The following is a 17584-nucleotide window of genomic DNA, read 5'->3' as shown; positions in this document are numbered from 1 at the left end:
GTGATGAAACCATCGCTGCGCTTGGCGCTTGGCCTTTTGGCCGCCACCCTGGTGCTTACCCATCTGCCCGGCGCCGCCCATGCCCAGAGCTCGCTCGGCATCGGCACCAATGACGGCATGGCGCCCAGCACCTCCGGCCCGTTCGCCCATATCCTGATGTGGATCAATCTGAGGCAGCAGGAATTCTACCATTCGCTGGCCGCCGCCATGAAGGCGATGCGCCAGGACGGCAGCAAGCTCTGGCTGCTGGTCGGGCTTTCCTTCGCCTATGGCATCTTTCACGCCGCCGGCCCCGGCCACGGCAAGGCGGTGATCTCGTCCTACATGGTCGCCAACGAAGTGGCGCTGAAGCGCGGCATCATGCTGTCCTTCGTCTCGGCGCTGCTGCAGGGCCTCACCGCGGTCGTCGTCATGGTGCTTGCCTATTTCGTGCTGCGCGGCACGGCGGTGTCGATGACCGACGCGGCCTGGTTCCTCGAGATCTCCAGCTTTGTGCTGGTCACCCTGTTCGGCGCCTGGCTTTTGTGGCGCAAGCTCGGTCCATCGATACTGCGCCTGCTCGGCAGAGCGCCCGCCTACAGCCTGTCGGCGGCGCACGCCGGCCATTCGCATGGCGGGCACTCGCACGCTGGCGCGCATTCCCACGCGAGCCATTCCCACACTCATTCGCATTCGACGCATGCTCATGCGGCGCATTCGCATGCGCGCAGCCACGAGGCACAGGATCACAGCGCGCACGATCACCATCATCACGACCACGCGGCGCACGACCATGATCACGCTGGGCATCATCATCACGACCATGGTCCGGGAGAAGTCTGCGAGACCTGCGGCCATTCGCATGCTCCGGACCCGGCGCTGCTTTCGGGCGACCGTTTCGACTGGAAGACCGCCTGGTCGGCGGTGGCCGCCGTTGGCATCCGCCCCTGCTCCGGCGCGCTGATCGTGCTGAGCTTTGCGCTCCTCAACGGGCTCTGGATGGGTGGCCTGCTGTCGGTGCTGGCGATGTCGATCGGCACCGCGATCACGGTCTCGGCGCTGGCGACGCTCGCGGTGACGGCGAAGAATTGGGCGGTCTATTTCGCCGGCGACGGACGCCTCGGCAACCGTATCCATTCGATCGTCGAGATCGGCGGCGCGGCCTTCATCTTCCTGGTCGGCCTGCTGCTTTTGTCGGCCAGCCTGACGGGCGGCGCCTGATTTTAAGGCTGGCTCGCCAAGGTGTGTTGAGATTCAGGTCAGGCCGAGCCGAGAATGGTGGTTTCCGCGAACCGGCCTACGCCGGCCGTAGCCTTAATTTGGCTGCCACGCCATTCGTGAATGCTTCGGCCGGCGAAGGCCGGAAGCGCAGGAAGCCGCCATTCGCAGGCCGGCATCACCTGAATATCAATATACCTTTCCGCCCAGCTCATCCTCGATATGAGCGCGGATGATCTCGTCGAAATTCTTCTCGGCGACAAAACCCAGTTCCCGCGAGCGGCGCGCCTCGAACCGCGTCGGCCAGCCTTTGACGATCGCCCAGATCGTTTCGTCTGGCTGTTCGCGGATCCGCTTCACCACCTCGGGTCCGGCGATGCGCTCCAGCGCCTCAATCTGCTCGCCGACGGTCACGGCGACACCGGGCATTGTGAGGTTGCGGCGCGGCCCGACCTTGTCGCCGTCGATCTCTGCCGCATGGATCAGGAAATTCACCGCCGAGCGTGGGCTGGCATGCGTGTGCAGCACCGAGCGCGGCACCGGCAGGATCGCCTCTTGCCCGCTGAGCGGCTCGCGGATGATCCCGGAGAAGAAGCTCGAAGCCGCCTTGTTCGGCTTGCCCGGCCGCACGCAGATGGTGGGCAGCCGGATGCCGATGCCGTCGAAGAAGCCGCGCCGCGTATAGTCGGCAAGCAGCGCTTCGCTCATCTGCTTCTGCGTGCCGTATGAGGTGAGCGGCGTCGGATGGAACTCGTCCGGGATGACATCGGGGAACGGCGCGCCGAACACGGCGATCGACGAGGTGAAGACGAGGCGCGGCGCAAAGCCCGCCAGGCGCACGGCGTCGAACAGCGCGCGCGTGCCGTCGAGATTGACGCGGTAGCCGAGGTCGAAATTGGCTTCCGCCTCGCCGGACACGATGCCGGCCAGATGGAAGATCACATCCGGATGGGAAGCGACGAGCTTAGCCGTCGCGCCGGGCGCGGAAAGGTCGCCGGTATGGATCGAGACATCGACGCCCGCGAGCGCCGGCGCCTGCGGCGCCACGATATCGTGCAAATCGATCGCCGTGATTTTACGCCCGCGCAGCACACCGTCCTTGGCCAGCCTTGCGATCAGTTTGCGGCCAACCATGCCGGCGGCGCCGGTGATCAGAATTCTCATTTCAGCGACCTTTCTTGCGCTGGCTGCGTCCGCGCAACCAGAAGACGACGAACAACGCCAGCATGAAGATTGCGGCGACGATGGCGGCGAGCACTGTCGAAACCTTGCCGACAGCCAGCATTATGGTTGGCAGGAAATAGGCGGCGAGCCCGAAGAGCAGTAGTATACAGGCCGCGGCGATCGCCGCGCTACGCGTCTCGCGATCCATCAGGCGCCGTCCCTCGATCCGAGGCTCTTCAAGCTCATTGCCGGCTCAGTGATAGTGCCGGCGATCGCGAGGCGCGTCATGCGCATGATCGTGGTGATGGTCGTGCTCGTCATGGCTGTCGGCGCACAGTCCGAACTCGGGCTCCACCGTTGCATGGTCGATGCCGTGCTCGGCGGCAAGCCGCTTCTTGATGGCGCTCACCGCCATATGCGGGTCGACGCCGTCATTAAGGCAGGCGTGCAGCGTCGCCATGTTGCTGGTGCCGTCCAGCGACCAGACATGCATGTGATGCACCTCGCGCACCCCCTTGACCGTGGCTTCAATATCCTTGGCGATCAGGTCGCGGTCGAGGCTTGCCGGCACACCTTCGAGCAACACATGGGCGGCCTCGCGCATCAGCGACCACGCCGTCGACAGGATCAGCAGCGCCACCAGCACGGAGAGGATCGGATCGATCGGCGTCCAGCCGGTTGCGAGGATGACGAGCGCCGCCGCTATTGCCGCCGCCGAGCCAAGCAAATCGCCAAGCACATGCAGTATGGCGCCGCGCATGTTCAGGCTTCCGCGATCGCCGCCATTGAGCACGAAGAAAGCGGCGATGTTGACCAGCAAGCCGGTGACCGCCACCACCAGCATCGGTCCGCCCAGCACCGGAGCCGGGTGCATCAGCCGTCCCCAGGCCTCGTAGACGATCCACAGCGCGATAACGAAAATGGCGATGCCGTTGGTGTAGGCGACCAGCGTCTTCACGCGGCCGAAGCCGTAGGTGAGACGACCCGTGGCCGGCCGGCCGGCGAGATGGAAGGCATACCAGGCGAGCCCGAGCGCGATCGAATCCGCCAGCATGTGGCCGGCGTCCGCAAGCAGCGCCAGCGACCCGGTGATGAGGCCGCCGAGCGCTTCGGCGACCATGAAGCCGCCGGTCAGGCAGGCCGCGATCAGCACCCGCTTCTTGTCGGTCGAGCCGTGCACATGACCGGGCCCGTGGCTGTGCCCTTGCGAAGCGTGATCATGCGCCATCGCGCAACTCCTGTTTACTGACCAGGATCCTGTCCGAAGCCGGTTTCCCACTCTTCGCAATCATGGTCTACGCGCCGAACTCGGCGCGGAAATCCTCGAGCCGCCGCTTCTGGCGGCCCTCGCCATCGAAATTCGCCGGATCGAGCCAGGCCTCGTAGGCCTTGCGCAGCGCCGGCCACTCCTTGTCGATGATCGAATACCATGCCGTATCGCGGTTTTCGCCCTTTACCACAAGATGCTGGCGGAAAATGCCTTCGAACTTGAAGCCGAAACGTTCCGCCGCGCGCTTCGACGGCTCGTTGCGGTTGTTGCATTTCCATTCGTAGCGGCGATAGCCGAGCTCGTCGAAGGCATATTTCGTGAACAGGAACTGCGCTTCGGTAGCCTGCGGCTTGCGCGAGATCAGCGGCCCCCAATAGATGTTGCCGATCTCGATGACACCGTTATTGGCATCGACGCGCATCAGCGTCTGGCGCCCGGCGATCTTGCCGCTCGCCTTGTCGATGACGGCGAAGAACAGCGGATCCTCGCTCGCCTCGACCTTGTCCAGCCACGGCTGGAAAGCGGCACGGGTTTCCGGCGGGTAGTCGGGCAGCCAGGCGAAGCGGCCGCCGGCATCCGGCACCGAGGACGCCTCGTAGAGCCCGTCGCCGTGCTTTGCCGCGCTCAACGGCTCGAGGCGGACATAGCGACCTTCGAGTGTCTTGCGTTCGGGCCGCGGGCGTGGCTGCCAATTCTTCAGATTTTCCGACACCGGAAGCTCCAATCCGTTTGACTTTTCCTGGCGGACGCTCACAAAAACGCTCGCCCACAGAAAGAACCACAGGGACGGGAAAAATGCTCCACACGATCGCGGCCTTCGACCGTCTCGGCGAGGAAAACGCGTTTGCGGTGCTCGCGCGAGCCACCGCGCTTGCCTATCAGGGCCGCGACATCATCAATCTCGGCATCGGCCAGCCCGACTTCAAGACGCCGCAGCACATCGTCGAGGCGGCGATCAAGGCGCTGCGCGACGGCCATCATGGCTACACGCCGGCCAACGGCCTGCTCGCCACCCGCGAGGCGGTGGTTCGCCGAACGCTGACCACCACCGGCGTCGAGGTGTCGCCCGAAAACGTAATGATCCTGCCCGGCGGCAAGCCGACCATGTTCGCCGCGATCCTGATGTTCGGCGAACCGGGCGCGGAGATTCTCTACCCCGACCCGGGCTTTCCGATCTATCGCTCGATGATCGAGTTCACCGGCGCGGCGCCCATTCCCGTGCCGATCCGCGAGGAGAACGGCTTTGCCTTCTCGGCGGAAGAGACGCTGGCGCTGATCACGCCGAAGACCAGGCTGCTGATCCTCAACTCGCCCGCCAATCCGACCGGCGGTGTGACGCCTCGCGCGGAAATCGAAAAGCTGGTCAAGGGCCTGGAGAAGCACCCCGAGGTCGCGATCCTGTCCGACGAAATCTACGACGTCATGACCTATGACGGCGAGACGCACTGCTCGCTGCTCAATTTTCCGGAAATCCGCGACCGGCTGATCCTGCTCAACGGCTGGTCGAAGACCTGGGCGATGACCGGCTGGCGCATGGGCTGGTCGATCTGGCCGAACGGCGAAAAGGGCGCTCACCTCTACGACAAGGTGCGCAAGCTGGCGGTCAACTGCTGGTCCTGCGTCAACGCGCCGAGCCAATATGCCGGCGTCGCGGCGATAGACGGCCTGCAGGATGACGTCGAAAAGATGATGCGGGCTTTCGACAACCGCAGGAAGATCGTGGTCGAGGGCCTGAACGCCCTGCCGGGCATTTCCTGCATCACGCCCAAGGGCGCCTTCTATGCCTTCCCCAATGTGTCGAAGACCGGCTGGAAGGCGAAGAAGCTTGCCTCGGCGCTGCTCGAGGATGCCGGCGTCGCGCTGATCGGCGGTCCCGACTTCGGCGTGCTCGGCGAAGGCTACATCCGGCTATCCTACGCGAATTCCGAGGAGAACATCCTGCGCGCGCTGGAGCGGATCGAGGCGTTTTTGAAGAGGTAAAGCTTCAGCCCCTCACCCGCGCCCGACAAACGGCATCTTCGTCGCCATCACGGTCATGAACAGCACATTGGCGTCGAGCGGAAGGCTCGCCATGTGAAGCACCGCGTCGGCGACCCGCTGGACGTCCATCACCGCTTCGGCGGCGATGGAGCCGTTGGCCTGCGGCACGCCGACCGTCATCGGCTGCGCCATCTCGGTCAGCGCGTTGCCGATGTCGATCTGGCCGCAGGCGATGTCATAAGGGCGGCCGTCGAGCGCGAGCGTCTTGGTCAGGCCGGTGATGGCGTGCTTGGTCGCCGTATAGGGCACGGAGCCCGGACGCGGCGCATAGGCCGATACCGAGCCGTTGTTGATGATGCGGCCGCCCATCGGCTTTTGCCGGCGCATGGCGCCGAAGGCGGCGCGGGCGCACAGGAACGAGCCAGTGAGGTTGACGCCCACGACGTCGTTCCACACCTCGACCGGGATCTCGTCGATCAGCGTCGACTTGTAGCCCATGCCGGCATTGTTGAAGAGCAGGTCGACGCGCCCGAACGCCTCCACTACGGTCTCGAACATATCCTCGACCTCGCCGGCCTTGCTGATATCGCAGGCAACCGCAAGCGCCTTGGCTTCCATCTTGCCAGCCTCGGCGATCGCCTCCTCGAGCACCTTCTTGCGACGGCCGCAGAACACGGTGTTCCAGCCTGCCTTGAGCAGCGTCGTGGCAACGCTCTTGCCGATGCCGGTGCCGGCGCCGGTGACGATCGCGGTTCTCTCTGTGATGGCGGTCATCGACGCGCTCCCCGGTCATTGCTGAAACAGGACGAGGCATCGCAAATGATGGAGATCGTGGCAAGCAGCTCTTGTCAACAAAAAGGGAGGGTCGGCAAAACGGAGGGGCCGACAAAAAGGGCGGTCATTGGCGACCGCCCTGATCTGAACCGCGCTTGGGAGGAGGAAAGCCGGCCCGACTGGTTAGAATCATGCGCTTGCTCGGTTAACGAAAGGTTAACGCCTTGGCGCGGCCTTTTCGTCCCGCTGTCATCGGGTGGTTCAAGCTTCGGCCTGCGCCTTCGCCGCCGAGACCGTCGCCTCGACATGATCGACCAGCGCATCCGGCAGGCCGAGACGACCGGCGAGCAGGTCGAGATAGCCGCGCTCGGTGCGGGTGTCGGGATCGATGGTCAGGCGCGAGGCGGTGTAGAGCTCGAGCTTCTGCGCGTCGGTCTTGGCGCCGGCGATCAGCGTGTCGAGGTCGAGCGGCCGTTCGAGCTCTTCCATCAGGAATTTTTCAGCCTCCGCGCCAACGCCGGCAAGCTTGAGCTTGTCGGCGATCTTCTGCCGCTCCTCATCGTCGACATGGCCGTCCGCCTTGGCCGCCGAGATCATCGCGCGCACAAGGGTCAGCGTGAATTCGGCCTCGCCTTGCGGCGCTTGCGAGGGATGGAAAGCTGTGTCGGCCGGCGGCGGCAGCAATTCCGGCTCGCCTGCCGGAGGCTTCTGCGCCGGCTCGGCGCCGTTCTTGTAGTTCTGGTAGGCCTTGTAGGCGAGGCCGCCGATCGCGGCCAAACCACCGAGCTTGATGGCCGCTCCCGTCACCTGCCGCCCGGTACCTGTGCCGAGCAGCACGGCGGCCAGCGCGCCGGCGGCGAGCGGATTGTCCTTGGCCATCTGCACCGCTTGCCCCGCCTTGTCGCGAACGGTCGATCCCGTGCCAGGAATTTGCGAGCCGAGAAGGTCGTCGAGCAGCTTCTTGGGGTCGAGCATCAATGCCTCCAGAATTGGCCCGGCCGATTGCGCCCGGGCGGGGGTTTCGGACCGGCATGACGTAAGCCCCGCGCGCTGACATTACAATAACGGGCGAACTGTTTTGGCCCGATGCCGGCATTGGAACGGAAGCCATGTGTCGAAAGCAACCAGCACTTCGGCTAGGATCGCCAGGCATTTCCGAGGGAGCAACTTGAATGTCTGATGCAGCGAACCGCGAACCGCCGCGCGATCCCCAGGAGCTCGAGCGCATGCTGATCGAGCGGCAATGGGCCGGAGATGTCGAAGGGATGCTGGCGCTTTTCGAGCCCGACGCGGTAGTCGACAGCGGCGATGGAGAACTGACGCGAGGCCGCGAGGCCATTCGCGCGCTCTTCGAGAAAAGCGTCGCCGCGGGACGTAAATTCCAACGTGGCGAGCAGCGCCCCGCCCTCGTCAAGGGCGATCTGGCGATCACCTCGACGAAACTGCCCGATGGCAGCATTACAAGCGAGGTCGCCCGCCGGCAGAGCGACGGGACCTGGCTCTGGGCGATCGATCGTTACTCCGTCGCGTTTTAGCTGCCGATATGGCGTTTGCTGCCCCGCATTTGCGCCAGCTCCACCTGGCGATGGCGCTCGGCATAGCGGGCGCGGTCCTCGTCCGAGCGCGCTTCGAAGCAATGCGGGCATGAAACGCCGACCGCATATTTGGCCGACAGCCGGTCCTCGGCGGTGAGCGGATGCCGGCAGGCGCGGCAGAGCTCGGCTTCGCCTTCGGCAAGCCCATGCGACACCGACACCCGCTCGTCGAAAACGAAGCACTCACCCTGCCACAGGCTCTCGTCGGCCGGCACTTCTTCGAGATATTTCAGGATGCCGCCCTGGAGATGGAACACGTTCTTGAAGCCCAGCGACTTCACGTAAGCCGTCGCCTTCTCGCAGCGTATGCCGCCGGTGCAGAACATCGCGACCTTGCGGCCTTCGAGCTCCTCGCGGTGCTGCTCGATCCAGGCCGGAAACTCGCGGAAGCTGGCGGTTTTCGGATCGACCGCACCCTTGAAGGTGCCGATCGACACCTCGTAGGCGTTGCGCGTGTCGATGACCAATGTGTCGGTATCCGAGATCAGCGCATTCCAATCGGCCGGCGCGACGTAGGTGCCGGCGCCGGTCGCAGGGTCGAGATTGTCGACGCCCATGGTGACGATCTCGCGCTTCAGCCGCACCTTCATGCGGTGGAACGGCATGTCGGCGGCGGCGCTGTATTTGACCTCGATGCCGGCAAGCCCTTCGGTCGTCTGAAGGTGATCGATCAGCGCGGCAATCGCCTCCTCGCTGCCGGCGACGGTACCGTTGATACCTTCATGCGCCAGAAGCAGCGTGCCCTTGATGCCGCGTCCGCGGCAGAAGGCGGCGAGTGGCGCGCGCAAGGCTTCGTACCCGTCGAGCCGCGCGAATTTGTAGAGCGCGGCGACGCGGATTGGCTGATTTTCCTTGGCTGTTGTCATGCCCATGCCACTAGACCGTGCTGAAAGCGGTTTCAAGGCAGAGGAAATTCTGGGCCGGCGCGGCGATCCCCTGCGTGACATCGCGACACGCCCGCCTTCGTGGACTTGGGGTATCCCTTCTGCTAATCGGTTGAAATCGATCGGAACGGAAAGACAAGCCAATGACCAGCAAGACCGAAAAGCTCCTGTCGCTCCTCAACGGCCAGCCAGTCATTCCGGTGCTCAAGATCGCCAACGTGGCCGACGCCGTGCCGCTTGCACGCGCTCTGTCGCGCGGTGGCCTGAGGGCTATCGAGATCACGCTGCGCACCGCCGACGCGCTGGAAGCGATCCGCCGTGTCGCGGCCGAGGTCGAGGACGCGATCGTCGGCGCCGGCACGATTCTCGATGCGAAGCAGTTCGACGAGGCGGCACGCGCCGGCTCGAAATTCATCGTCAGTCCCGGCATCACCTGCCAGCTTCTGGACGCGGCGAAGGACAGCCCCGTGCCGCTTTTGCCCGGCGCCATCACGCCCGGCGAGATCATGGCCGCGCGCGAAGCCGGCCTGCGCTTTCTGAAATTCTTCCCGGCCGAGCAGTCCGGCGGCATCGCCTCGCTGAAAGCCTTTGCCTCGCCGCTCGCCGACGTGAAATTCTGCCCGACCGGCGGCATCACCGGCAAGAACGCCGCCGACTATCTGAGCCTGCCCAACGTCATTTGCGTCGGCGGCTCCTGGGTGGCTCCGGACGATCTCATCAAGGCCGGCAAGTGGGATGAGATCGAAGCGCTCGCGCGCGAGGCCAGCAAGCTCGCCAAATAATTCACCAGGGCAGCGGACCGTTCTCATCGAAATAGCCGCCGGTCGGTCCGCCCGCATCGAGCGTCGCCAGGCGCATGACGATCTCGGCCGCCTGCTGCACCGTACGGTGGCCCTTGTGCCCGTTGAGATCCGTCGCGGTATAGCCGGGGGCGGCGGCGTTGACCATGATGCCGCGCGGCGCGAGCTCCCTGGCGAAAGCCACGGTGATGGCATTGAGCGCCGTCTTGGAGCTGCCATAGCCCATGACATTCGGCGACTGGCTCTCGCCAAGTCCAGCACCAACCGCGCGTGCGATCGACCCGAGATAGCTGCTCAGCATGACGATGCGGGCAGCGGGCGATGCCAGGAGCAACGGCAGGAACGCCTGGGTGACGCGAACCGGGCCGAAGACGTTGACGTCATAAGTGGCTTTCATGTCCGCGACGCCTTCCCAGCTCGGCGGCCGCTCATAGCGTCCGTCCGGGCCGAGCGCGTCGACATAGCCGGGGGCGACGCCGGCATTGTTGACCAGCACGTCGAGGCCGGGCGCCTGCGCCGCGACGGTCTTGGCCGCGGCAACGACGCTCTCGTCGCTGGTGACGTCGAGCTCGAGCCGCTCGACGTCGAGCCCTTCGGCGCGCAGCGCCCCGGCCGCGGCCGCGCCGCGCTTTGCATCTCGGGCGCCGAGCCAGACTTTGAACCCAAGCGCCCCCAGTCGCCGCGCGGTCTCGAGGCCGATGCCCTTGTTGGCGCCGGTCACCAGCGCGCTCTTCCGTGTCGTCATGTCCATGTCTCCTTTCAGCGACCTAGAGATGACGTGAACCGGCCGGCTTCGCGCGCCGAAAGCTCTCATGCTCTTGCCTAATCCTCTCAGCTGCGCGCTTGCGCGTCTCAGGTGCGCGCTTGCGCGTCTCAGGTGCGCGCTTGCGCGTCACCGGTGCGCGGTGGCGCGTTGCGCGGTTCGCGCGGATCGGCAATGCTGAACCGATGAACCAGGCGCTGCAGGAATTGATCGCGATCGCCAGCCGCCACGCGCATGGACGGCGGACAAGGACGGCCGTCCCGCACGTCACGATCGGCCGCAGCGAGCTTCCAACACCGCCGCTGCCCGAGCTTTGTCAGCCGACGGCCTTGTTTGTGCTGCAGGGCGCGAAATCGGTGCTGATCGGCGACCGCACGCTTCGCTACGGCGCCGGCAGCTGCTTCGTCTATGCGGTCGAGACACCCGCCACCAGCCAGCTGATCGAGGCGAGCGCCGCCCGCCCCTATCTGGCCATTGCTTTCGCTCTCGATATCGAGGTGATCGCCACATTGCTTATCGACCACAGACCGGCGGCCGGCGGCGACAGCTTCGCGACCTACCCCGCCGATGACGAGCTGCTCGACGCATGGCGCCGGATGCTGCGGCTGCTCGACAGACCCGACGAGATCCCCGTGCTCGCTCCGATGCTCGAGCGGGAGATAGCGTTTCGGCTGCTGCAAGGTCCGCAAGGCGCAAAGCTGCGCCAGCTCGCGCGCGCCGACGGACGCCTGTCGCAGATCCGCCGCGCCACCCAGTGGATACGGGCGCACTACAACGAGCCGATCGACGTGACGGAGCTGGCCGCGCTCGCCCATATGAGCAGCGCCGCGTTCCACCGTCACTTCAAGGCAGCGACAGCCATGAGTCCGATCCAGTATCAGAAGCAGGTCCGTCTGCTGGAGGCCCGCCATCTGCTGATCGCGCAGCCGGGCAACGCCGCGCGTGTCGCCTTCACCGTCGGCTACGAAAGCGCATCCCAGTTCAGCCGGGAATATGCGCGCCAGTTCGGCTTGCCCCCCGCGCGCGACGCCGCGCGGCTTCTGGCTAAGGGCGAAGCGCCGACACTGGAAATTGACTGAGCCGCCTCAAGCGACGTGAAAAAAACCGGCCGGCTCTCGCCGACGCCGACTGGTTCCCGCTCATGGATTCGAACCACGATTCACGCCTTCAAAGGGCGCTGTCCTACCATTAGACGAAGCGGGATGGCCGGGGGGTCAAATATGCCGCCATGGATGAAAAAGCAAAAGCCGCGCTATTGCCCAACGCGGCTTTTGCGGCAGCGGCAGGCTGGCTATTTCGTCTGGAAGCGGGCGACCGAAAGGAATTTCACGGCGTTGCCGGTAAACCGGCTCGCATCCGGCGTCTGGGGGTCCGTCTGGAAGCCGGCCGTGTAGACCTCGCTCGGCGGCGTGTGCACGATGTTGTAGGCATAGCGCGGCGCCGTCGTCGGGTCGGAAACGGTGGCGATGTTCTCGCCGCTGCCCAGCGCCCAGCGCGCTGCCTGCGGCGGCGTCGCCACCACCATCGCCTTCGGCCCGGGCCGCAGGTCGCCGGCGGAAGCCCTGGCCTCCTTGCGCGTCGTCTTCACACCGGCGCCGATCGCCTGCACCGGATCGGTGCCGGCCGGACGGGCGGCGATGGCCTCGCGCGGCGAAGCTGCATCGAGGCCCGACGGATCGCTGAACGCCGAGCGCGGTTGCGGCTCTGTCAGCGAAGCGACCTCATATTCGGCCCCGCTCGCGCCGGCGGCGGTGGTTGCGCTGGCCTGTTCAAGCACTGCCTTGATCTCATCCTGCTTGCCCGTGTCGGGCCGCGCCGTCGGCAGCGCCGAGAAGGCATCGGTGGCGCTCTTGTCCTGCGCGGCCGTTTCCGCCAGCGCCAGAAGCACGTTCTTGTCCTTGGAGGCGAGTTCGGCCGGCGTCGAGCGATCGGGGCGCCAGGTCGGCAGCGGGATGTTGTTGACCGCCACCTGCGCGGGGTCGGCTGCGGCTTGTGCCGCGCCGGCGGCATCAGCCATGCCGAACGGCACATTGACCGGCGCATGCGCCGTCGCCACCACCTGCTCGGTCGTGGCCGAGGCATCCGCCGTGGCGAACGGCACATTCTCAGGCGTCTGCTGCCCGACGTCGGCCTTCGGCCTCGGCGCGAAAGCAGGCAGCGGAATTTCCTTCGGCGGCAGCGCGGCGATAATGGTCTCAGGCGTATCCTGCTGCGGTTGCGAATCGTCGGTGCTGTCGTCCGCGATCTGCGGAATGTTGGCGCGCCTGGCGTCCTGCGGCGCGACGATTGCGATGCCCGGCCGGTTGCTGCTCTTGGCCGCAGCCATCTGCTTCACAGCCTTTGGCTGCGGCGCGGGTTCGGCGCTCGCGACATCGGCGCTGTCGTCGGCCTCGTCGTCGCCGCCGCCAAACCAGGCCGCAAGCAGCCCGCCGGACCGCTTGGTCGAACCGCCGGCGCTGGCCAGCTCGATGTTGGGAGTGCCGGCGCCCTTACGCGCCTTGTAGGCGGCCACCGCCTGCTCATAGCCCGGGAGCGGCCGGCCGTCGCTCGGCACATGCAGCGTCTTGCCGTTCGGGAAAAGGCTGACCAGTTCCTGGCGGCTGATGCCCGGCCAGTGGCGCACGTTGCCGACATCCATGTGGACGAACGGAGAACCCGAACTCGGATAGTAGCCGACGCCGCCGCCCTGCATCTTGAGTCCGATATTGCGCAGCTTCTTCAGCGGCACGCCGGGAATGTAGAAGTCCATCGCCTTGCCGAGCATGTGCTGGCTTTTTTCGGCGACGCCGCGGCTGCGGCTGCGCAGCATCGCATTGGTCGACGGCGAGCGATAGCCGCAGACCACTTGGATATAGTCGGTCGCTCCGCTTTGCCGATAGGCCTCCCACACCAGATCGAGCAGCCGCGGATCCATCTTGGTCGGCTCGTTGCGGCGCCAGTCGCGCAGGATGATGTTGATCTTGCGCAGGCCTTCCGGATCGTAGCGGCCATTGCGCTTGTAGACGATCTCGGCCTTTTCGTGCGTGTGCAGATGGTAGAGCTTCAGCGAACGGCTTTCGGCCTTCGCGCCGGAGACGGCTGCCGAGAGGAACCCGACGGCCAAAATCACAAACGTCAGCCACCTCGGCCAGACGCTCATGTGAAAATGCCGCCCGTTTGTGTGTCGTTCGACTTGGTTCAAATCAAAAGGCCTTGCAGGCTGCCGTTTGTCCCCGGATTTGCCCAAACGGATGCGTGGTTCTCACATCCGAATATCGATCCTAATGGTTAATCATCGCTTATTGAAGCCGAAATGCGGTAACACCGTGGCGATATCCCGTCAAAAATGATGCACCGCGTTTCGTGGTAAATCACTGGTTTATATCGAGAATTCGGTTCAGGCCGAAACACGATCTGTTACCGTTAGCCTTAATGCGTGATCGCAGGCCCGCAAGCCGCTGAAAAACAGCGCCTTGCGGGCCAAAAAGCGACAATTTGACTCGAATTTTAAGCTGGCAGGCTGGGTTGGGCTCGCGTCTCAGGAAGCGAGCCGGTCGAGGCGGCCCGCTTCGGGATCAATGCCATATTCCTTCAACTTGCGGTAGAGCGTGGAGCGGCCGATGCCGAGGCGGCGCGCCACTTCACTCATCTGGCCGTTATAGTGGTCGATCGCAAGCTTGATCATCTCGAGTTCGACATCGGCCAGCGCGCGCACATTGCCACGTTCGTCCAAGGCTCTCAGCGTGCCGAAGCGGGGCTGCAGCCGCGCCGGGGCCTCGCTCTCGGGCAAAACAGCCCCTGCCCCGTTGGCAGCGGCCTGGTCGGCCGGCTGCGGCTCGGCCGCGACTCCCTCAGCGGCCAATGCTGGCTCGGCATCCAGCTTTACCGTGCCTTCGACCTGCGCTCGGATTTGCGGAAATTCCTCTTCGGTCAGCAATTCGCCTTCGGCGAGCACGGACGCCCTGAACACGGCATTTTCGAGCTGGCGGATGTTGCCGGGCCAGTCATAGGCCTGCAGCATCGCCAGCGCCTTGGCCGATATGCCGGCGAGGCGGTGGCGCGGACCGGCCGGCCCCACCTTTTCCATAAAGTGCCTGACCAGATAGGGGATATCGTCACGCCGGTCGCGCAACGGCGGCACGAAGATCGGATAGACGTTGAGCCGGTAGAACAGGTCTTCGCGGAATTTGCCGTCCTTGACCTGCTGCAACAAGTTGCGGTGCGTCGCCGAGATCAGCCGGATATCGACCTTGACGGTCGAACGGCCGCCGACCGGGTCGACCTCTCCCTCCTGTACGGCGCGCAGCAGCTTGACCTGGACATCGAGGGGCAGGTCGCCGATTTCGTCAAGAAACAGCGTGCCCGAATGCGCCTCGACGAATTTGCCGGTGTGCTTGTCGGTGGCGCCGGTAAACGAGCCCTTCTCGTGGCCGAACAGGATCGATTCGACGAGGTTGTCGGGAATGGCGCCGCAATTGACGGTGACGAAGGGTTTCGAGCGGCGGTCGCCGCTGCCCTGGATGGCGCGCGCCACCAGCTCCTTGCCGACGCCGGACTCGCCTTCGATCAGGATCGGGATGTTGGAGGCCGCCGCCTTTTGCCCGAGGCGGATCACCCGGTCCATCGCCGGGCTGCGGGTGATCAGGTCCTTGAAGGTCAGATGGCCGCCGCGCCGCCGCGACGTGCGCTTCATCTCGTCCTCGACCGCCTCGACCTTCAGAGCATTGGAAATCGACGCCTGCAGCCGGTCGGGCGAGGCCGGCTTGACGACGAAATCGAATGCGCCGTGGCGCATGGCCGAGACAACGGTCTCGATGCCGCCCTGCGCGGTCTGCACGATGACCGGCAGGTTGATGGCGCGCTCGCGCATCGCCTTCAGCACACCGATGCCGTCGAGACCGGGCATGACGAGGTCGAGGATGACGACCGACACATCGCGGGCGTTCGGTCCGTCGAGCACATCGAGGCCTGCCTCGCCGCCATCCGTGACGATGGCGCTGTGGCCGAATTTCGTCACCGCCGCCTCGAGCAGCCTGCGCTGCACGGGATCGTCATCGACTATGAGTATGGAACCTGTCATGACTGTGTTGGCTGCCCGGCCCTAAGAAATCCCCATGGATCATCTTGGCACAGGGTTCTAAATAAGGTTTCAAAAAACCCGGTGAACGAATTCCTTAGGATTTGACCGGCTTCTTCTTTCCCATTGGTCCTGGAAGGTATTTTGATGCGCATGATGTTTGGTCGGCGGCTTGCGGCGCCAGCGTCTGGTCAGGGCGCGGCGGAGCTTGGCGATCTACCGGAATGGAATCTTGCCGATCTCTATTCCGGCATGGAAGCGCCGGAGCTGAAGCGCGACATCGCCCGGGCGGCAAGCGACGCCATTGCCTTCGAGGCCCGCTGGAAGGGCACGTTGGCCGCCGAGGCCGAGCGCGGCGCCGCCGGTCGGCTCGGCGAAGCGCTGACGGCCTATGAGGCGCTGGAGGAACTGATCGGCCGCATCGTCTCCTATGCCGGGCTGGTCTATGCCGGCAACACCGCCGATCCGCAGCGCGCCAAGCTCTATGGCGACGTCCAGGAGAAGATGACCGATGCCAGCGCGCATCTTTTGTTCTTCGCGCTCGAGCTCAACCTGATCGACGACGCGGTGATCGAAGCCGCGCTTGCGGCCGACGCGACCTTGGCCCATTACCGTCCGTGGGTGCTCGACCTCAGGAAGGACAAGCCCTACCAGCTCGAGGATCGGGTCGAGCAGTTGTTCCATGAAAAGTCGGTCACCGGACGCGGCGCCTGGAACCGCCTGTTCGACGAGACGATGACCGACCTGCGCTTCGATGTCGACGGCGAGGAGCTGACTCTGGAGCCGGCGCTGAACCGGTTGCAGGACTCGGACGGCGAAGTGCGCCGCCGCGCCTCCGAGGCGCTCGCCGCGACCTTTCGCAAGAACCTGCGGACCTTCACCCTCATCACCAACACGCTCGCCAAGGACAAGGAGATTTCCGACCGGTGGCGCGGCTTCGAGGACATCGCCGATTCACGCCATCTCGCCAACCGCGTCGAACGCGGCGTGGTCGACGCGCTGGCGGCCGCCGTGCGCGAGGCCTATCCGCGCCTGTCGCATCGCTACTATGCGATGAAGGCGCGCTGGCTCGGCATGGAGGTGATGAACCACTGGGACCGCAACGCGCCGCTGCCCGAGACCCCGCAGGCGGTGATCCGCTGGGACGACGCCAGGGACACGGTGTTGTCGGCCTACCAGCGCTTTTCGCCCGACATGGCGGAAATCGCGCGGGCCTTCTTCGACCGCAGCTGGATCGATGCGCCGGTGCGGCCCGGCAAATCGCCTGGCGCCTTCGCCCATCCGACCGTGCCGTCGGCGCACCCTTACGTGCTGCTCAACTACATGGGCAAGCCGCGCGATGTGATGACGCTGGCGCACGAGCTCGGCCATGGCGTGCACCAGGTGCTGGCGGCCGGCCAGGGCGCGCTGATGGCCTCGACGCCGTTGACGCTGGCCGAGACGGCTTCCGTCTTCGGCGAGATGCTGACCTTCCGCTCGCTGCTCGACCAGACCGCCGACCGCCGCGAGCGCAAGGCGATGCTCGCCCAGAAGGTCGAGGACATGATCAACACCGTCGTTCGCCAGATCGCCTTCTACGAGTTCGAGCGCAAGGTGCATGCCGAGCGCCGCAACGGCGAGCTCACCTCCGACAGGCTCGGCCAGTTCTGGCTGGAGGTGCAGGCGGAGAGCCTGGGGCCGGCGATCAAGCTGCGCGATGGCTATGAGGTCTTCTGGACCTACATCCCGCATTTCATCCACTCGCCCTTCTATGTCTACGCCTATGCCTTCGGCGACTGCCTGGTGAACTCCCTCTATGCCGTCTATCAGAACGCCGAGCGCGGCTTTCAGGAGAAGTATTTCGAGATGCTGCGCGCCGGCGGCACCAAGCATCACTCGGAGCTTCTGGCGCCCTTCGGCCTCGACGCCACCGACCCTGCCTTCTGGCAGATCGGCCTTGGCGTGATCGGCGCCCTGATCGACGAGTTGGAGGCGCTCGACAAATGACGGGCGTTTCGCGCGGCGGCATGGGTCGGAACAATTTAGCCGAAACGCATATTCGCGGCGCTCTATTCTTGCCCTAAATACCTGTTCTTCAATAACTCTGCGCCGCATTTTTCAA

General features: G+C 65.1%; 16 protein-coding genes and 1 tRNA gene. 6 read left to right on the top strand and 11 right to left on the bottom strand.

Annotation, left to right across the window (positions count from 1 at the left end):
• Positions 1-3: 3 nt before the first annotated feature.
• Entirely contained in the window at positions 4-1200 is a 1197-nt protein-coding gene (locus EJ071_RS12095) for a nickel/cobalt transporter (RefSeq protein WP_126098067.1), read from the top strand.
• A 186-nt stretch (positions 1201-1386) separates the two neighbouring features.
• Here EJ071_RS12095 and denD read toward each other — a convergent pair whose 3' ends face one another.
• The 4 genes from denD to EJ071_RS12075 form a co-directional block, all read right to left on the bottom strand.
• A complete protein-coding gene (gene denD, locus EJ071_RS12090; RefSeq protein ID WP_126098066.1) occupies positions 1387-2361 on the bottom strand; it encodes a D-erythronate dehydrogenase in 975 nt (324 codons plus the stop codon).
• A gap of 1 nt (position 2362) precedes the next feature.
• Complete coding sequence (locus EJ071_RS12085; protein WP_126098065.1) at positions 2363-2569, bottom strand: hypothetical protein; 207 nt, start codon at positions 2567-2569, stop codon at positions 2363-2365.
• Between the two features lie 45 nt (positions 2570-2614).
• Complete coding sequence (locus EJ071_RS12080; protein WP_126098064.1) at positions 2615-3589, bottom strand: cation diffusion facilitator family transporter; 975 nt, start codon at positions 3587-3589, stop codon at positions 2615-2617.
• Positions 3590-3656: 67 nt separating this feature from the next.
• Entirely contained in the window at positions 3657-4343 is a 687-nt protein-coding gene (locus EJ071_RS12075; protein WP_126098063.1) for a GNAT family protein, read from the bottom strand.
• 83 nt (positions 4344-4426) lie between these two features.
• Between EJ071_RS12075 and EJ071_RS12070 the strand changes: the two genes are divergently transcribed.
• Complete coding sequence (locus EJ071_RS12070) at positions 4427-5611, top strand: pyridoxal phosphate-dependent aminotransferase (RefSeq protein ID WP_126098062.1); 1185 nt, start codon at positions 4427-4429, stop codon at positions 5609-5611.
• Positions 5612-5623: 12 nt separating this feature from the next.
• Here the strand turns inward: EJ071_RS12070 and EJ071_RS12065 are convergent, their stop codons facing one another.
• Both EJ071_RS12065 and EJ071_RS12060 read right to left on the bottom strand, forming a co-directional pair.
• Entirely contained in the window at positions 5624-6385 is a 762-nt protein-coding gene (locus tag EJ071_RS12065) for an SDR family oxidoreductase (protein WP_189521451.1), read from the bottom strand.
• A 261-nt stretch (positions 6386-6646) separates the two neighbouring features.
• The gene (locus tag EJ071_RS12060) at positions 6647-7360 is read right to left on the bottom strand and encodes a tellurite resistance TerB family protein (RefSeq protein ID WP_126098061.1); all 714 of its coding nucleotides are present in this window, start codon (positions 7358-7360) and stop codon (positions 6647-6649) included.
• A 251-nt stretch (positions 7361-7611) separates the two neighbouring features.
• Here EJ071_RS12060 and EJ071_RS12055 point away from each other — a divergent pair, with 251 nt between their 5' ends.
• Positions 7612-7920 (top strand): nuclear transport factor 2 family protein, encoded by a 309-nt coding sequence (locus EJ071_RS12055; RefSeq protein WP_245460205.1) that lies wholly within the window; start codon positions 7612-7614, stop codon positions 7918-7920.
• On the opposite strand, the gene EJ071_RS12050 is transcribed toward EJ071_RS12055, so the two are convergent.
• Complete coding sequence (locus tag EJ071_RS12050) at positions 7917-8846, bottom strand: rhodanese-related sulfurtransferase (RefSeq protein ID WP_126098059.1); 930 nt, start codon at positions 8844-8846, stop codon at positions 7917-7919. The genes EJ071_RS12055 and EJ071_RS12050 overlap by 4 nt on opposite strands.
• A 161-nt stretch (positions 8847-9007) precedes the next feature.
• Between EJ071_RS12050 and EJ071_RS12045 the strand changes: the two genes are divergently transcribed.
• Positions 9008-9646 carry a 2-dehydro-3-deoxy-phosphogluconate aldolase gene (locus EJ071_RS12045; RefSeq protein WP_126098058.1) on the top strand — a complete coding sequence of 213 codons (639 nt, stop codon included), beginning with the start codon at positions 9008-9010 and terminating at the stop codon, positions 9644-9646.
• A gap of 1 nt (position 9647) precedes the next feature.
• Here EJ071_RS12045 and EJ071_RS12040 read toward each other — a convergent pair whose 3' ends face one another.
• Positions 9648-10409: an SDR family NAD(P)-dependent oxidoreductase gene (locus tag EJ071_RS12040; RefSeq protein ID WP_126098057.1), complete on the bottom strand. Its 762-nt coding sequence runs from the start codon at positions 10407-10409 to the stop codon at positions 9648-9650.
• 203 nt (positions 10410-10612) lie between these two features.
• Between EJ071_RS12040 and EJ071_RS12035 the strand changes: the two genes are divergently transcribed.
• Positions 10613-11506: an AraC family transcriptional regulator gene (locus EJ071_RS12035; RefSeq protein ID WP_126102548.1), complete on the top strand. Its 894-nt coding sequence runs from the start codon at positions 10613-10615 to the stop codon at positions 11504-11506.
• A gap of 50 nt (positions 11507-11556) precedes the next feature.
• On the opposite strand, the gene EJ071_RS12030 is transcribed toward EJ071_RS12035, so the two are convergent.
• The 3 genes from EJ071_RS12030 to EJ071_RS12020 all read right to left on the bottom strand — a co-directional run bounded on the left by EJ071_RS12030 (position 11557) and on the right by EJ071_RS12020 (position 15486).
• Positions 11557-11630: transfer RNA gene (locus EJ071_RS12030), tRNA-Gln, on the bottom strand.
• Positions 11631-11718: 88 nt separating this feature from the next.
• The gene (locus EJ071_RS12025) at positions 11719-13566 is read right to left on the bottom strand and encodes a DUF882 domain-containing protein (RefSeq protein ID WP_126098056.1); all 1848 of its coding nucleotides are present in this window, start codon (positions 13564-13566) and stop codon (positions 11719-11721) included.
• A 378-nt stretch (positions 13567-13944) separates the two neighbouring features.
• The gene (locus tag EJ071_RS12020) at positions 13945-15486 is read right to left on the bottom strand and encodes a sigma-54 dependent transcriptional regulator (protein WP_126098055.1); all 1542 of its coding nucleotides are present in this window, start codon (positions 15484-15486) and stop codon (positions 13945-13947) included.
• 144 nt (positions 15487-15630) lie between these two features.
• Here EJ071_RS12020 and EJ071_RS12015 point away from each other — a divergent pair, with 144 nt between their 5' ends.
• A complete protein-coding gene (locus tag EJ071_RS12015) occupies positions 15631-17469 on the top strand; it encodes a M3 family oligoendopeptidase (protein ID WP_189521450.1) in 1839 nt (612 codons plus the stop codon).
• Positions 17470-17584 lie beyond the last annotated feature (115 nt).

Origin of the sequence: Mesorhizobium sp. M1B.F.Ca.ET.045.04.1.1, assembly GCF_003952465.1 — a bacterium.
GTDB lineage: Bacteria > Pseudomonadota > Alphaproteobacteria > Rhizobiales > Rhizobiaceae > Mesorhizobium > Mesorhizobium shonense.
This window is presented reverse-complemented; position numbering and strand designations above follow the sequence as displayed.

Coding starts and splice junctions, on each gene's coding strand:
- EJ071_RS12095 (WP_126098067.1), top strand. CDS start 4: ATGAAACCATCGCTGCGCTTGGCGCTTGGCCTTTTGGCCGCCACCCTG.
- denD (WP_126098066.1), bottom strand. CDS start 2,361: ATGAGAATTCTGATCACCGGCGCCGCCGGCATGGTTGGCCGCAAACTG.
- EJ071_RS12085 (WP_126098065.1), bottom strand. CDS start 2,569: ATGGATCGCGAGACGCGTAGCGCGGCGATCGCCGCGGCCTGTATACTA.
- EJ071_RS12080 (WP_126098064.1), bottom strand. CDS start 3,589: ATGGCGCATGATCACGCTTCGCAAGGGCACAGCCACGGGCCCGGTCAT.
- EJ071_RS12070 (WP_126098062.1), top strand. CDS start 4,427: ATGCTCCACACGATCGCGGCCTTCGACCGTCTCGGCGAGGAAAACGCG.
- EJ071_RS12065 (WP_189521451.1), bottom strand. CDS start 6,385: ATGACCGCCATCACAGAGAGAACCGCGATCGTCACCGGCGCCGGCACC.
- EJ071_RS12060 (WP_126098061.1), bottom strand. CDS start 7,360: ATGCTCGACCCCAAGAAGCTGCTCGACGACCTTCTCGGCTCGCAAATT.
- EJ071_RS12055 (WP_245460205.1), top strand. CDS start 7,612: ATGCTGATCGAGCGGCAATGGGCCGGAGATGTCGAAGGGATGCTGGCG.
- EJ071_RS12050 (WP_126098059.1), bottom strand. CDS start 8,846: ATGACAACAGCCAAGGAAAATCAGCCAATCCGCGTCGCCGCGCTCTAC.
- EJ071_RS12045 (WP_126098058.1), top strand. CDS start 9,008: ATGACCAGCAAGACCGAAAAGCTCCTGTCGCTCCTCAACGGCCAGCCA.
- EJ071_RS12040 (WP_126098057.1), bottom strand. CDS start 10,409: ATGACGACACGGAAGAGCGCGCTGGTGACCGGCGCCAACAAGGGCATC.
- EJ071_RS12035 (WP_126102548.1), top strand. CDS start 10,613: ATGAACCAGGCGCTGCAGGAATTGATCGCGATCGCCAGCCGCCACGCG.
- EJ071_RS12025 (WP_126098056.1), bottom strand. CDS start 13,566: ATGAGCGTCTGGCCGAGGTGGCTGACGTTTGTGATTTTGGCCGTCGGG.
- EJ071_RS12020 (WP_126098055.1), bottom strand. CDS start 15,486: ATGACAGGTTCCATACTCATAGTCGATGACGATCCCGTGCAGCGCAGG.
- EJ071_RS12015 (WP_189521450.1), top strand. CDS start 15,631: ATGCGCATGATGTTTGGTCGGCGGCTTGCGGCGCCAGCGTCTGGTCAG.